The following is a 15,010-nucleotide window of genomic DNA, read 5'->3' as shown; positions in this document are numbered from 1 at the left end:
ATAGAACGATACGGGAACATGCATATTGCCCGCTGGGTATCCTGATGCCAGGCTGACGGTAAATGACACGGATAAAGCGAATCACCTCCCGCATGCGCCCCAGCCAGAAAACCGAGTTCACCCGCCTGCATGAGCAGGCCGGCATGACGTTCGAGGAAGCCGTCGCCTTTCTGGCGGTCTCGGAGCGGACTGCCCAGCGCTACCAAAGTGGCGAACGCGAGCCGACACGCTTGGGTCTCCGGATGCTGAAGCAGGCAGCTGCGAAGCGTTGCGCGCCTATCGAGGTCGGTCGGCCGGCATTCCGGTTCATTGACCTGTTCGCCGGAATCGGTGGGCTGCGCATGGGGTTCGAGACCATCGGCGGCCGTTGTGTCTTCACATCCGAATGGGATCTGCATTCGCAGAAAACCTATGCGATGAACTTTCCCGACAATCACCCGATCGCGGGCGATATCCGGGAGTTTTCCCAGGCGCCGGGCAAGATTCCGGAGCATGACGTGCTTCTGGCCGGGTTCCCCTGCCAGCCATTCTCGATCGCTGGCGTGTCGAAAAAGAATTCCCTGGGCCGCCCACACGGGTTCCTGTGCGACACCCAAGGCACGCTGTTCTTCGATACCGCCCAAATCATCGCCCATCACCGGCCGGCTGCGTTCCTTCTGGAGAACGTGAAGAACCTGGAGAGCCACGATGGCGGGCGGACCTTCGCCACCATCATGAACGTGCTGAAGAACGAGCTGGGCTATCACGTCCAGCACCGGGTCATCAGTTCGGAACCATGGGTGCCCCAGAAACGCCAGCGGGTCTTCATCGTCGGTTTTCGCGAACGCAACGATTTCGATTTCAACGCCCTGAAGCTGCCGGATGTCGAAAAGGGGCCGAAGCTGGGGACCATCCTGCTGCCCCCCGACCAGGTCGACCCGAAATACACTCTGACCCCAAAGCTCTGGGAGTATCTCCAGGGCTACCGCGAGAAGCACCTGGCCAAGGGCAATGGATTCGGGTTCAGCCTGTTCGGCCCCAACGATGTCTCCCGCACGCTCTCGGCCCGCTACTACAAGGACGGCTCGGAAGTCCTCATCGACCAGCCCGGCAAGCGCCCGCGCCGTCTCACGCCCCAGGAATGCGCCAGGCTGATGGGTTTCGAGTGGCCTGGCCGGCCGTTCCGGATTCCGGTGTCGGACACCCAGGCCTACCGTCAGTTCGGGAACGCCGTTGTGGTGCCGGTGGTGGAGTTCGTGGCAAACGCCATGCGCCCGTACATCGAAGCGGCCCTGGCGAAAGAGGCCGCTGCAGGCAGCAGCCCATCCTACGTTCAGGAACGGCCCGAGCCCATCGCTGCCCATGGCTGATAGGGTATCGCCCGAGGTTCGCAGCCGAATGATGGCCGGCATTCGCGGGCGTGACACCAGACCGGAAATGATGCTGCGCCGGGGGTTGCATGCCGCTGGATTCCGGTTCCGGCTGCATGATCGGACGTTGGCCGGCCGCCCGGACATGGTGTTCCCGCGGTGGCGGGCAGTTCTCTTTGCCCACGGCTGTTTCTGGCACGGACATGACTGCCATCTGTTCCGCTGGCCGGCGTCGCGTGATGAGTTCTGGCGCGCGAAAATCGGCAGGAATCGGGAAGTTGACCAGCGCGCGGCCGAGCAGCTTGGTGCCGCCGGCTGGCGCCATGGGGTGGTCTGGGAATGCGCCCTTAAGGGCAAGGCCCGGCTGCCGCTCACTGACGTGATCGAGGCATGTGCCGACTGGCTGCGCAGCGATGTGCCGACGCTTGAAATCCGGGGCCTCGCATGAGCAACGCCCTGCCCAGTCTCAGCCTCGAGATGCTCCGGCGGATGATGGTCGCCCACGGCGTCCAGCAGCTGCTCGTGAAAGAACTGGCCGCCAACGACAATTCCAAGAACCAGCCCTATCTGGGCGGCAGCCTGGACATCCTGAACCTGCTGCCTATGGGCGAGGTCCGCGAGGAAACGACGGCTGCTGGACGCAGCGGGTTGAAGGCGCCGCTGCCGTTCTCATGGTTGCGGGAGGACGGTACCCTCACCGAGGCCCCGAACACCCAGCTGATCCTGTACCCGCAATATCCGGAAATCCGCCTTTCGGGCTTCCTGAAAGGCGCGCGCGGCGGCCCCAACGCGCTTATGACCGCCCGGCAGGCCGGGCGCCTGCTCTTCTTCGGCATCACGGCCGATCGCCGGATCATCGCCTGGGTGACCGCGCCCGACAGCAATCTTGCCGACGAAATCCGCGCCCTTGGCGAGCTGCAGCGCACCGGCATCTTCCAGCATGTCCCGATCGGCACCGCCGACACCTCACGGGACCGGCTGCTACGCAAGCTGCGCGATATCCATCGTCTCGGCTGGCTGCCGTCCCAGCGGCTCTATACCGGCGGTGTCGTTGGCCCCTGCACGGGCACCAACTGCGGCGGCTACACCCTCGAATCCCATCTCGATATTGTGCCGAACGGCCGCGCCGAGCCGGACTTTGAAGGCTGGGAAATCAAGGGGCACACGGTGACGGACTTCGTCCGCTATTCCAGCGGGCCGCTGACCCTAATGACCCCCGAGCCGACCGGCGGCTACTACCGAACGGATGGACCGGAGGCCTTCGTTCGGAAATATGGCTATGCCGACAAAGCCGGCCGGCCTGATCGCCTGAACTTCGGAGGCGTTCACAAGCTGGGAGAGACCCACCCCAATACGGGCCTGACCATGCAGTTCATCGGATACGATCCGGACAAGAACCGCATCACCGATCCAAAGGGCGGGTTCACGCTCGCTGATGCCGGTGGCAACGAGGCCGCTACCTGGCACTTCGCCGGGTTGCTGGCCCATTGGAACAAGAAACACGCCAAAGCAGCATATGTGCCCTTCAAGGCCCGCACCGAGTCGGATCAGCAATACAGCTATGGCTCCCGCGTCCGACTTGGCGAGGATACCGACTTCCTGCGCTTCCTGCAGGCCATGGCCAAGCAGAAGGTCTACTACGACCCCGGCATCAAGCTTGAGGGCGCCTCCACAGCTAGGCCGACCGTGAAACGGCGCAGTCAGTTCCGTATCCGATCGAATGACATCGCATCGCTGTATGCGTCGCTGACCGAAACAGACGTGATGGCGGTGTGACCGAATGGATATCGATGGTATCGCAAAACTGGCACAAAGCTGCTTTGCCAGCAGTCCGGTGATCGTACTGGGGAGTGGTGCTTCCGCTGCTCACCAGCTCCCGGGCATGAACGCGCTTAGAGATCACCTAACAGCCTCCATTGTCGCAGATGGCGCGGAGGAAGTCGCGGCATGGGACGCAGTCAGGCAGTCGTTGGATGCGGGGGAGCATCTTGAGCAGGCTTTGATCGGTAAGGTACTACCCGTTGCCCTGACAAGAAAGATCGTTGCCGAAACCTGGCGCTGCATCAACATCGGCGACAAGGCCGTATTCCACCGCGCCCTGACCGCAGACGAAGCGTTTCCCGTGGGAACCCTGCTGGCATCCCTTTTCCGCAGCAGCAACAAAACCGTTGATATCGTCACGACGAACTATGACCGTGTCGCGGAATACGCCTGTAATTCGGTCGATCTGCTTTTTTCAACCGGATTCATCCCCGGCTACCTCCAGTCCCGCGAGGGAGCCGATCCGGTGCATTTTTCCCGCGCCGGCAAGTTGATGAGGGCTGTTCGGATATGGAAGGTTCACGGTTCCCTTGACTGGTTCGAGCGGGCCGATGGCAGCACCGTTGCTGCGCCGCTTTTCGAGCTGCCCGACGGGCCTCTTACTCCGCTGATTGTAACGCCGGGGTTCAACAAGTTCGAGCGCACCCATGACGAACCCTTTCGCTCGGCCATCCAGGGTGCCGACCGGGCTCTTGAAAACGCGGAAGCCTTTCTGTGCGTGGGCTTCGGTTTCAGAGACACGCACATCGAACCCAAGATGCTGGGCCGGTGCAGGCAGAAAAATCTTCCAGTCACCGTCATAGCCCGCTCCCTTACAGACGAGGCGCGTGATTTTCTGCAAAACAAGGCAGGAACCAAGTATCTCGGAATCGAAATGAGTGGAGGCGGATCGAAAGTATATGTAGAAGAACATCCGGACGGCATTAATATTAACGATCAGGATTTCTGGTCGATGGCCGGTTTTTTAAAATTAGTGACTTGAGGGGGGAATATGCCAATCTTTAATTTTGCCGATGCCGAGGCGCTTGGTTGCGTTATTTCGGTCGATACGGCGACTGTAACGATCAGGGTCGATGCCATTGAGAGACTGCGCAGGATTCAGGTCAATCGCCTGACTGTTCTGCAAAGCAGCCGTGCCGGGCAGCACCTGATCGGTGTCGTGACACGCATAACACGACGTGCTGAAGACCGCGCTGAGGCGGCCGTCGGCGAAGTCGATCCGATTGATCAGGTTCTTCCCGAGAACAACCTCGTCAGGATTACCCTGATCGGCACGCTCCTCGACCGCGTCGGCATGCTTGAGAACGTGTTCCGGCGAACGCTTGAGACGGTGCCGGAGATCGACTCGAATTGCTTTGCCCTCGAAGGCGAGCGGCTGACGCAGTTCATGCAGGTCATCTCCAACGTGGGAGCCAACGGCCCGCGCCTGTCTCTCGGCTCATTCACCCTGGACGATGAGGCCGTGGCCTATTTGAACGGGAACAAGCTGTTCCAGCGCCATGCCGTCGTTGTCGGCGGGACCGGCTCGGGCAAATCCTGGACGACAGCGCGCCTGCTTGATCAGGTGGCCCAGCTTCCTCAGGCCAATGTCATTCTTTTTGATATCCACGGTGAGTATAAGCCGCTTGTCGGCGACGAGTTCCGACATTACCGCATTGCCGGTCCCGTTGACCTGGAGAAGGGTACCGGCCTGGCCGACGGCGTCCTGCACCTTCCCTACTGGCTACTGGGTTACGAGGCGCTGATCTCGCTGTTCGTTGACCGGACAGACCAGAACGCTCCCAATCAATCGATGATGATGACGCGTTGTATCACTGACGCAAAAAGGGCCGCGCTGGCAGACCCGGCGCATTCGGACATTCTCGCAAACTTCACGATCGACAGCCCTGTCCCGTTCGATATCGCCGTAGTCCTGGCCGAACTAAGCCGCCTCAATGAAGAGATGGTCCCCGGCGCAAAGGCCGGAACCGAAAAGCAGGGGCCCTACTTTGACAAGCTCAGTCGCCTGATTGCGAGGCTGGAAGCCAAACGTCAGGATCGCCGGCTTGGCTTCCTTTTCCAGCCTCCCGCGCAATGTATGGATATGGGCTGGCTGGCCGAGGTTGTCCATCTGCTGATTGGCGGGCGCGGCGCGCAGGCCGACACGAAGGGCGGCATCAAGATCATCGACTTTTCCGAGGTGCCCTCCGACATCCTGCCGCTTATGGTGAGCCTCCTGGCTCGGCTCGTGTTCACGACCAACCAGTGGACCGCGCAGGCTGATCGGCATCCGATAGCCCTGCTATGCGACGAAGCCCATCTCTACATCCCCGAACGCGCAGCCGCTGACAGCAGCGATGCCGTTTCAGTGGAGATTTTCGAGCGAATTGCGAAGGAGGGGCGCAAATACGGGATCGGTCTCGTTGTCATCAGTCAACGCCCGGCCGAGGTGAACCGCACGGTACTCAGCCAGTGCAACAATGTCATCGCCATGAGATTGACCAACGGGGACGACCAAACCGTCATTCGCCGGCTATTGCCGGACAGTCTTGGCAGCTTCGGCGATCTTCTGCCGGTCCTCGATATTGGCGAGGCCCTGGTCGTTGGCGATGCCAGCCTGCTGCCAACCCGGGTGCGCGTCGCCGAGCCACGGCACAAGCCCGACAGTCAGACCGTTGCATTCTGGGATTGCTGGAATGCGGGAGCACCAAAAGGTGATGCTCCGAAGTCAGTGAAAGCCTGGAGACGGCAGAGCTTTCAAATCTGATACGAGCGGGCCCAAGCGCCATCGGGTCGAAACAGGTGCCTTGAGAGAGGTTTGGCGCGGTGCAGACGATGTAGCCGCCCCTTGCTGCCGCCAGGGGGCGTACCCGAGGCGGGCGAGTGTTTGGCAGCGACTAGGAGCATCAGATCCACGATAGCGCTGTTGGCGCTGTCGGTTGCCTCTTCACCGAAATATTCGGAGTAACCCTCGCTCAGCACGCTGATCCGTGCCGCTGTGTCACACGGCAGTGATGCAGCGGACTGACTACAGATCGAAGGCGGATTTTCCCACGACCTTCCGCATGTCGCTAGTGAATTGCGTCAAGGGGCGATAAAGCGGCGTGCCGTTAATGTTCACGGCAAACGGGCGAGTTTTGTCTTTAATTAGTCGTGCAGTCAATTTTGCAAGTGTGTCATCGGGCAAATAGATGGCCGAAAAGCCCATACGCTTGAAAAGCTGCATCCGGCGAACCGTCCAGAACTCCTCCGGCGAATCGAAAAAGCCGTAGCCGATCCCCTCGATTGAATTGGCCGAGTAGAGCAAACGTTCCTTGGCCTTCACGGATTTCACGGACACGATTAGGTTTGTCGGTGCGCAAGGGATCAGGATATCTCCAAGGGCTTTCAGATCCTGCATTTTTCCTTCGTTGAGCAGGATGTGTCCGGGCATACTCCATTCGGGCCAGCCGTTATCGCCCGGCGCCATCTGCGGGATGCCGCCATTGTTAAGTACCTCGCTGCACAAATATTCCATTACGTCTCCGCCCCTGCCTGTGAAATATCCGGCGGGCGCGTATTTCCAGGCGGTCGCCTTTGGAAGCTGGGCCTTGAAAGCCTGCATCACATTGGCGTCGGTGATCCGCGCGCCAATTGACGATTCGCAAAAATGAACGATGGCGCGCGATGTCGGCGGCATATTGATTTGATTGAACAGGCATGGACAGAGATCGAGGAGAGCTCCGAGGCGTTCATTGCTACCGGTGGCCGGAGTAGAATTTACAGGCGGAGGAGTATTGGTAGAGAGTGGTCCAAAAAGATTATTCAGATCGTGCAGAAGCGCTGCCATCTTTTCTGCCCTTTGCTTCGCTGACCGTGAAGGCCCGTCAAGAAGCTCCAGCGCCGGATGTGCAACCACCTCGGCCCAAGATTTCGCGCCCCCGCCCATTGGGCAGAACGGATGAAGACACTGCATGAAAGAATCGCCCCTGTATCAGCAGTCATGCACTGTGGGCGAAATTCGTGAGTCTTTTCCTGGGATTGGTGAGGCACCATTCCAAAATGGGCTTTGTCACGTTAGCTGCCGGGGGCGCAGAGAGGCCGATTTAGCCTGGTGACGGGCTCAGGCCGTGACAGCTGCCGCGGCTTTCCAGTGCGCCGTGGCGTCCAGGCGATGCAGATGGGCGCCGGGGCGGAACAATGGGGCTGCGGTGGAACGAAGAGGTTGCGGACGGCAGAGAAGACGGCGACGAACCGCTTCAGGCCTCCGGGGGAGCGAAAGCCCTGCATCGCCCGCTCGCGTCGTCGCAGAGGTAGGTGCGAGTTCTCAGCGCGGTTGTTGAGTGGTTGATCCCGCGTTCGTGGGCCTAAAGGTCGGACCCGCCGCTGGCGCGACGGGGGCTCGTTCTTGGCGGCCCTTCGTCTCTCTACGGCGCAATGGGGGAGCGGGTTCGCCTCCAAGCCGGTCGCGGCTCACGCCGCGAAGATGCGCCCCTCAGCCTGCTACCGCATATCTTTTACAAACGTCACGCTATTCGCCGTATATTTTAACGTGAACCGCCTATTTCCAGTCGGATTTGAGCGCGAATCCCGACCCGTGACGTATTTTCCCATATACGTAATCGTGTCTTTTGAAAATTTAACATCATCGGGACTCGAACCAACGGTATTATCGGCGCGGCCAATCACTTTCCAACTTTCGTTACTGCCCTTGAGGACGATCGCCATTTGGTCCACGGCATTTCCGGTATTGTCGTACTGATAGTCGAGAAAGACGATTGCCATGTTCTCGTCTGCCAGTGGTGATCCGGTCGAGCTGTTGCCATAAAATATCTTGGCGCTCATTCCCATGTCGGAAATCCGGCATTTGTTCTCAATAGAATTTCGGTAACAGGCGATCATTGTACTATTCATATATTGCGAAGCCGCTTTTGCCGCCGGTCCCGTTACGGTTGGAGCAGAGTATGCTGCGCCGCACGTCAGGATCGCGACCAAAGTGGTCGCAACTGCGCTAAATTTATTCAGCTTCATCGTTGTCCATCGATCGACTCGTAATAATAGAAGGATGTAATTTGCCAGTATCTATGTATTAAGCAAGATTATTTCTTATAAAATCTGATTCCGTGTTTGACATTTTGCGGATAAATGCCATATTACCCAGATATATGGCTCGAATATTGAAGGTTGTCATGATCGGAGATGCATTTTATATTGCAAACACGCTCATTGATCGGGCTGGTCGCGCCGTGTCGGATCGGGATACCGATGCGCTTGCGGCTATCGTGCCGCAGATCGCCGCAAGTCTCGATCTATCGCTCGCCTTGGTTGGCGACCCTGCGCAACTCAGTTGCCGCGAGCGCGCGGCCATCCTTCACCAATCTTCGACCATCATAGCTAAGATGAATACGATCGTTCAATTGACGGCTGAGATCATCTCGGTTGCAGCCGCTGAATTCAACGAGGAAATTCAATGTCTTCCCCTTCCAAGATCGAACGCTTAGCGCGGCTCATCGTCTCAGTGTCGATCGTCTCGCGCTTTGCGTTCGGCGCGCTCAAATATGCCTATCTGATATGGATCGTGTATCGGCTACTCTCGGGAACCTGGACCGATCCGGAGCTGATTCCGCTCATGATCTACGCAACGGCGATCATCGTTAGGCCCCGGATCCTGCTTTTTCTCGCGGTCAAGGCCGGGTGAAGTCATTCGCCCGGCCGGCACCACGCTATTTATGCCACGGATTGTCCGAATACCGTCCAGCCCACTCATCGACATCAAAATAGCTGGCCTTGGACAAGAGGATTGGCCTCTTGCCGGCGGCGCCGCTCTCTCCTGTTACGACGGCTACAACGGCGTCGCCCGGCAGTTGGGCTACCTCTTCCACACGCAAGAGCCGACGCGCCTGGTCCTTGGTCGACAGGCCCTTGTTCCGCGATCCGGCTTCCAGACCGCGGCTCGACCGACTCTCAGACGTATCGTCGACGGTCACCGTGAATTCGCCCAAGATCGTGGACACATATTCCGCCGTTTCGCGATCGAAGCCACCCACGTTCATGAAGGTGGTCACAGCCGCATTTGCCACCCACAGCTTCAAGCCGTCCCGGCCATAGGCGCTCTCGAGCTGGCTGAGAGATTGGACAATCGCCCAAATCCGGATCCCTGCGGAACGGCCAAGCGTCAGCGCACCGGCACCATCGCTGTCCGCAATTGCATCGAGCGGACCGAGTGCCGCCATCTCGTCTAGCAACAACAGGACATCGCGCGGAGGCCGCTCGCCATCGATAATGTGCGCCGAGATCGCGGTGACGAAGGCACGGATAAGCGCCTTGTTCATCGCCATGAACTGCTGGGGCACGCATAGAAAGACATCGATGGGCGTTAGGTCGTCACGGAGATCATCCAGCAAGAAGGTCGAATTCTCGCAGGCCCGGCGCACGCTGACATCGCCGAAACAGCCCAGAAATCGCATGATCGTTGAAAAATGACTGCCTTTTTCGTCGCTGCCGATTTTGGCCCAAGTCGTTGTTGCCGCCCGGGTCAGACGATCGCCAGGCTCGCGAGGGTCGGTCTCGATCGCTTTGAAACTTTGCTCCAACTGATCGGCGCCGCCCGTAAAAAAGTCGAAGACCCCTGGCAAGGAAGGGGAGACCTTCTGCACCCCTTCGGGCCAGATTCCGCGCTTGTTTGCATCGACCACGAACGAAATTACACCCGCGATGATCGAAATAGCGGACTCCTCGAAATGCGGGTTTGACTGCCCCGACCTCGATTTTTCGACCACCGCCCCAGCCAGGCGCCTGCAATCGGCCGCGAACTTGCTCGTGCCATGGCGAATATAGTCGAGCGGGTTCAGCGCGTCGGTATCCTCTCCGAGCTGCGCGATCCCAAACGGATTGATGATCTTGACGTTATGCCCGCGCAGCCGCCGCGCTTTGGCCGCGACCGCTGCATTCTCTCCCTTGGGATCGTGACAGATGATCGGTCCCGGATAGTCGATCAGGGTCGGAATAACGATCGAGGACGTTTTGCCGCCGCCCGGTGGCGCGAAGGTCAGCAGCGAGCCGGCGCCGCGCCAGCGAATGATCGATCCGCTTTTTCCTGTCGCGACACTCGGCTCGGCGCCAAGCTGAGCCGCGAGCTTTGCCGATTTTTTCGTCCAGCGGCCGAGAATGAAGCCGGGTTGATCGCCATTGGTCATATGCGTGACCTCGCCCCAGCGCGCGAACCGGGCGCCGCCAAGATGATCGCGCGATGACCGTTCGACCGTGGAACGGCGGCGCAATGTGGTCATCACATGCAGGGTCACCAGCCATATCAGCGCAATCATGCTGCCGGCCAGCAATGCAAGAATGAGGGTTTCCGCTTTCGGATCTGGCAATCGGTAGATCAGAACCGCGCGCCAGATTCCGCTGGTCGGCGTCCAGGGGACAACATAGTAGGCTGCCGCTGCCAGGCTTGCGATGAGGCCGAACAGTCCGAGTTTCGGCCAATGCCTCCACGGCATGAGAAGGCTGAGAATCTGGCAGAAAACCGCGGGCAGAAGCGGAATAAGTGCCGCGCCCCAGCCCATGCTTTGAAAATTCATGGTCCAATATCTCCGTCAGTATGACGCAGCGCCATCGAAAGCGCGCCGATCGCAATCGCAGGCTCCATGATGCCGGGATCAATGCCGGCCCTCAGGATGTGATAGCCAGCGGCTGCGAGCTGGTTGGTCTGGTAGTTTGATTTCGGCCGCGCCGGTCCTGCATCCAGAAGCGAAAATCCGACGCGCCTGGCCTGCCGTTCCGTCGCCGGGAGCAGGATGATATCGAACGCCTTGGACGCGACGCGCTCGACAAACAGGACGTCGGACAGATCGACGCCGGCCACGATGGCCACGCCAGCGGCCTCGATTTTCCGGCGCAGTTCGCGGTGCTTGCCGACCCGAGGCGCATCCTTTCGTCGCTTATTCCGCGACGATCGCACCAGCCTGCTCACCTCCCGTCGCGCTCGGACTAGGCGCTTGAGACTGTTGCCTCGACGGCCGGCCTCGCCGCCGCGACTTGCCGGCAGTCCCGGGAAATCGGGCCAGGTAGTCGGCGGCGAGTGGCTTCAGTTCATCCGGATCGCGGGAGTGGCTATCGACTGCGCCAAGCAGGACGCCGCCGAGAATATCGTCGGGAATTGTCAATGCACCGACGCGCTCTGCGATCTCGGCGATCTCCGCGCGCCTCGCTGCGGTTGCGCTTTCGAGTTCGTGCCGAAGCGCATCCCTTTTGGCCTGCGCATCAGCGTCGATCCTAGCTAATTCCGCCTCACCGTTCATGAGCGTTCGTATTGTTACAGTCATTATGGCCTCTATCTTTAGAATAGAGTTTTATTTTACACGGTGTATCCACCTCGCTCAACAAAATTACTGTGTCATATCGGCCGTGTTAGTTGCGGTTTCAGTAGTGCTCACATATAGCAAAATGATATTTTGCATTGTCCGGCCCTGCCGGCGGCTGTTTCAGGCGCGCGACCAGCGCGAATTTCCATGGCGAACGACGTTCACAGATTGCACATGCGCGCGGATTTCGTGTCGCGTTCTGGCGGTGCCGGGACCGTCGCAACGGCCGCGTATAATGACCGCACGGTGTATCAGGAGCAGGCGACAGGTCGCATTTTCGACTACGCGTCGGACGTACCGCCGCTTGCGGCTGGCATCCTCGCACCGGACGAGTTTTCGCTAGCCAGATTCAAGAATGATCCGGCCGCCTTCTGGAATGCGGTGGAGAGCCGCGAAACCGCCGCCCTGCTGCACCGTCACAGGCGTGACCCGGTTCGCGCCATCGAGGCCGTCGAGAACGCGCAGACGGCGTTGAAGGGGCGCTTTACGCTATCCAATGCCCTGCCGCGTGAGATGCTGCCTGAGATCGCGGAGAGCATTCTGCGGCGCGCCGTTGTCAATGAGCTTCGCGGCGCGGTGCATTATTCGATCCACGCCGACGCCGGCAACTACCACGTCCATTTCATGATCGCTGGCCGCAAGGTGTCGGCCGATGGCGCCTTTGGAGCCCGGATATTCCGGCAGCCCCAGCAGATCAAATCCTGGACCCAGGAGTTTCGCTCTGTTGCGGCCGACGAGCAGAACCAGCGGCTCGCGGCCCTCAATCTGGCGAGCCATGTCGAGCACCGTTCCAATGCGAGCATTGGAATTTCGCTTGGGCCTACCGTTCATGTCGATCACGCGAACGCCGCCACGTCGGCCAAGTCGCCTGATCCTGACATCGGAATTTCAGGCCATAATGCTCGCGTCCAGGCAGCAAATGCCGACCTGATCCTGTCGCGCCCGCGCGACGTCGTCGAACTCCTTCTCGTAGGCCATCGGGATGAATGGGGCAGGAGCGAAGGCCAATTATGCCGCGACAATGCCACGCTCACGGCGCGCGACATCAAGTCGAAAATCGTCAAGCTGACGGGTGGACGCGACGACATCGCGGACATCGCCTTTGACCGGCTGCTGGCCGATAGGCGGCTCATCGCACTCGGGCAGGACCTTCGAGGCAATGAACGCTATACCACTCGCGAGTATCTGGACCGCGAAGCCCGGTTGGTCAAAGCTGCAAAATCGCTCGACCGCCAGTCCTCATTTTCTGTTCGCGACGAGCTGCGTGACGGCATCATCGTCCAAAAGTTCGCCTGGCTGAATGCCGAGCAGAAGGCCGCTGTCACGCATATGACGGGCGCAGGTGGTATTGCGCTGGTCCAGGGCCGAGCTGGTGTCGGCAAGACCTCGCTCATGCAGGCCTCGCGCGAGATTTGGGAAGCGACCGGCTATCAGGTTCGCGGCGCAGCCATCGCCTGGAAGGCCGCGCGGCTGCTGGAAGCAGAGGCGAAAATTCCGTCAGCGTCGATCGCCGCGATCGTCAATGCCGAGCGCCAGCAGCGTGACGATGGCACATGCGCACGGCCGGAACTGCTGTTGAAGTGCGGCCAAGTGCTGGTGATCGACGAGGCCGGCATGGTCGATGTCCGATCCATGGAGATGCTGGCAACGGCAGCGGACAAAGCTGGCGCGAAGATCGTCGCCATTGGCGACAGTGCGCAGTTCTCAGCCATCAGCGCAGGCCCCGCCTTTTCGATCTTGCAGGACACGGTTGGCGCGGCCCAGATCAACACCATCATGCGCCAGACTGCCGACGCTGAGGACATTCTCGTCGCCAAGGGGCAGACGAGGACCGAGGCGATCTCGAGCCTTGCCGGCCTCTCGCTCGTCGAACGGCGCGTCGTCGTCGAGCAGAACCCGGAGCTGGTGGCTGACATCAACCGGGGTGCGGGATCGATCTGGCGGCGCGAAGCCGCGCAATTGCTTGCGGCCGGCAACACCGCAGACGGCGTCGGCGAGTGGCAAAGGCGCGGCTTTGTCACCGCCTCGGACAATCACGACGCGGCGATCCGACAGGTCGTCAGTCGCTACTTCGAGCTTCGCGACCAGGGCGAGGCAGCGCAGGCCATCTACGCCTTCACCAATCGCGACGTGGACCAGCTCAACCGAGAAATCCGCGCCGGCCTTCAGGAGCGCGGCGAGCTGGTCGAGGACACCGTCGGCATCCAGATCGGTGGACGGTCGTTCGTCGCGGGCGACCGGATCTCGTTCACAGCGGGCGATGTCCCCGGGCAGATCGTCGCTGGCGGCGTGGTCAACGGCGACAGCGGAACCGTTGTGACGGCCTCTCCCGAGCAGGTCACCATCTTGCTTGACGACAAGAGGGTTGTCGAATTCGAGCCCAAGGTATGGACCGATATCAACCACGCCTACGCGACGACGCACTACAAGAGCCAGGGCCAAACTGTCGACGGCACCGTGCACGTCTTGGCTGACCGCTATCTGCGAAGCGACGGCGCCTATGTCGCGCTTACCCGGTCGAAGCAGGACACGTTCGTTTATTACTCGAGCGAGGAGTTCGCGAACTACAATGAGCTCGCCAGGTCGCTGTCGCGCGCGCCCGAGACGCTTGCGGCCCAGGACATCACCCGCGCCAGCGGCGAGGTGGCAGATTCCGTGCGCAATGTCGTGCTCGCCGGCCAGCGCATGGCCGATCTCCTGCATGCGGCTGACACCAGGGACACGGACCTGAGCGATGCAGAGCGCGGCGAACTTGGTCGCCTGCGCGCCGAGCGTTCGGCAGCAGCTCAAAGCCTGGTCGCCGCCGGAGATCGTGCGGATGTCATCAAGACAGCGCGCCATGCCGGCCTCTCCTGGGCGCGCCTCGAGGAAATCGCCGGCATCCGCGAGCCTGTCCGCTCACCAGGGCAGACGGTGGTTGATGCCGTCGCCCGCGAGTGGCTGAAGCTTCACGATCGCGCACGCGAACTCTGGCATCGCATCCGTGGCGACGCGCCCGGCCGAGAGCGCCAGCACCCGGATTATCCCGCCTATGGCCAGGAGCGAGACAGCCGAAACAAACTCGCTCTGGCGCTTAACACCCAGGCTGCGGTCGCGCGAGACTCCCTCCGTCACCTCGGTCGACCGGGCGATTGGAAGGCGGCTCGAAGCCAGGCAGCAGCGGCGGAGCGCGATATTGAGATGAACCTGGGCCAGATGGCAGAAGGCCCGCAGGAGCGCCCGCAGGCGCCGAGCAAGATGCAAGCGTCATTGGACAAGCACCTGGCGCCAATCATCGCAGAAAAGCTCCGGGCCGTCGGCGGCAACATCAAGCGCGCGGCCGAGGCCGGCCTCGCGACTCACCAGACCGCCGCTGGCCTGTTTCTGAGCGACGCTAGGACGCCGGAGCTTCGCACCTCGCTGCGCGCTGTCTTGCACCAGATTCAAGCGGGGAGGTCGGCGCAGGCCCCGGTCGCAGCGGAGAAGGCCGCCGCCACCGAGAATGAAAAGGCTAGCCCGAAGCAGAAGCTCTGATCG

General features: G+C 60.5%; 14 protein-coding genes. 8 read left to right on the top strand and 6 right to left on the bottom strand.

Annotated features, from left to right (window positions below; all coding sequences use genetic code 11):
* Positions 1-92 precede the first annotated feature (92 nt).
* The 5 genes from dcm to ASE61_RS04915 are packed head-to-tail and all read left to right on the top strand — an operon-like array spanning position 93 to position 5,916.
* Positions 93-1,349 (top strand): DNA (cytosine-5-)-methyltransferase, encoded by a 1,257-nt coding sequence (gene dcm, locus ASE61_RS04935; protein WP_061965139.1) that lies wholly within the window; start codon positions 93-95, stop codon positions 1,347-1,349.
* The gene (locus tag ASE61_RS04930) at positions 1,342-1,797 is read left to right on the top strand and encodes a very short patch repair endonuclease (RefSeq protein WP_061965137.1); all 456 of its coding nucleotides are present in this window, start codon (positions 1,342-1,344) and stop codon (positions 1,795-1,797) included. Before dcm ends, ASE61_RS04930 begins: the two co-directional genes overlap by 8 nt.
* A complete protein-coding gene (locus tag ASE61_RS04925; protein ID WP_200959589.1) occupies positions 1,794-3,125 on the top strand; it encodes an MvaI/BcnI family restriction endonuclease in 1,332 nt (443 codons plus the stop codon). The genes ASE61_RS04930 and ASE61_RS04925 overlap by 4 nt, the downstream gene beginning before the upstream one ends.
* A 4-nt stretch (positions 3,126-3,129) precedes the next feature.
* Entirely contained in the window at positions 3,130-4,152 is a 1,023-nt protein-coding gene (locus ASE61_RS04920) for an SIR2 family protein (protein ID WP_061965135.1), read from the top strand.
* A 9-nt stretch (positions 4,153-4,161) separates the two neighbouring features.
* Complete coding sequence (locus ASE61_RS04915; RefSeq protein ID WP_061965133.1) at positions 4,162-5,916, top strand: ATP-binding protein; 1,755 nt, start codon at positions 4,162-4,164, stop codon at positions 5,914-5,916.
* A 261-nt stretch (positions 5,917-6,177) separates the two neighbouring features.
* On the opposite strand, the gene ASE61_RS04910 is transcribed toward ASE61_RS04915, so the two are convergent.
* The 3 genes from ASE61_RS04910 to ASE61_RS26305 all read right to left on the bottom strand — a co-directional run bounded on the left by ASE61_RS04910 (position 6,178) and on the right by ASE61_RS26305 (position 8,159).
* Entirely contained in the window at positions 6,178-6,978 is an 801-nt protein-coding gene (locus ASE61_RS04910; protein ID WP_156406980.1) for a hypothetical protein, read from the bottom strand.
* Positions 6,979-7,205: 227 nt separating this feature from the next.
* Positions 7,206-7,418 carry a hypothetical protein gene (locus tag ASE61_RS27020; protein ID WP_413813520.1) on the bottom strand — a complete coding sequence of 71 codons (213 nt, stop codon included), beginning with the start codon at positions 7,416-7,418 and terminating at the stop codon, positions 7,206-7,208.
* A 213-nt stretch (positions 7,419-7,631) separates the two neighbouring features.
* A complete protein-coding gene (locus ASE61_RS26305; RefSeq protein ID WP_156406979.1) occupies positions 7,632-8,159 on the bottom strand; it encodes a hypothetical protein in 528 nt (175 codons plus the stop codon).
* A 158-nt stretch (positions 8,160-8,317) separates the two neighbouring features.
* Between ASE61_RS26305 and ASE61_RS04905 the strand changes: the two genes are divergently transcribed.
* Both ASE61_RS04905 and ASE61_RS04900 read left to right on the top strand, forming a co-directional pair.
* Complete coding sequence (locus ASE61_RS04905; RefSeq protein WP_156406978.1) at positions 8,318-8,629, top strand: hypothetical protein; 312 nt, start codon at positions 8,318-8,320, stop codon at positions 8,627-8,629.
* A complete protein-coding gene (locus tag ASE61_RS04900; protein ID WP_156406977.1) occupies positions 8,599-8,826 on the top strand; it encodes a hypothetical protein in 228 nt (75 codons plus the stop codon). The genes ASE61_RS04905 and ASE61_RS04900 overlap by 31 nt, the downstream gene beginning before the upstream one ends.
* Before the next feature lie 25 nt (positions 8,827-8,851).
* Here ASE61_RS04900 and ASE61_RS04895 read toward each other — a convergent pair whose 3' ends face one another.
* The 3 genes from ASE61_RS04895 to ASE61_RS26300 are packed head-to-tail and all read right to left on the bottom strand — an operon-like array spanning position 8,852 to position 11,431.
* A complete protein-coding gene (locus ASE61_RS04895) occupies positions 8,852-10,711 on the bottom strand; it encodes a type IV secretory system conjugative DNA transfer family protein (protein WP_061965126.1) in 1,860 nt (619 codons plus the stop codon).
* Positions 10,708-11,103, bottom strand: a complete 396-nt coding sequence (locus ASE61_RS04890; RefSeq protein ID WP_156406976.1) for a hypothetical protein — start codon at positions 11,101-11,103, stop codon at positions 10,708-10,710. The genes ASE61_RS04895 and ASE61_RS04890 overlap by 4 nt, the downstream gene beginning before the upstream one ends.
* Positions 11,072-11,431 carry a hypothetical protein gene (locus tag ASE61_RS26300; protein ID WP_156406975.1) on the bottom strand — a complete coding sequence of 120 codons (360 nt, stop codon included), beginning with the start codon at positions 11,429-11,431 and terminating at the stop codon, positions 11,072-11,074. The genes ASE61_RS04890 and ASE61_RS26300 overlap by 32 nt, the downstream gene beginning before the upstream one ends.
* A gap of 210 nt (positions 11,432-11,641) precedes the next feature.
* On the opposite strand from ASE61_RS26300, the gene ASE61_RS04885 reads away from it, so the two are divergent.
* Positions 11,642-15,007 (top strand): AAA family ATPase, encoded by a 3,366-nt coding sequence (locus ASE61_RS04885; RefSeq protein WP_082617086.1) that lies wholly within the window; start codon positions 11,642-11,644, stop codon positions 15,005-15,007.
* Positions 15,008-15,010: the final 3 nt, after the last annotated feature.

It is taken from the genome of Allobosea sp. Root670 (assembly GCF_001429415.1).
Classification (GTDB): Bacteria; Pseudomonadota; Alphaproteobacteria; order Rhizobiales; family Beijerinckiaceae; genus Allobosea; species Allobosea robiniae.
The sequence above is the reverse complement of the archived record's forward strand: the minus strand, read 5'-3'. Positions and strand labels throughout refer to the sequence as shown.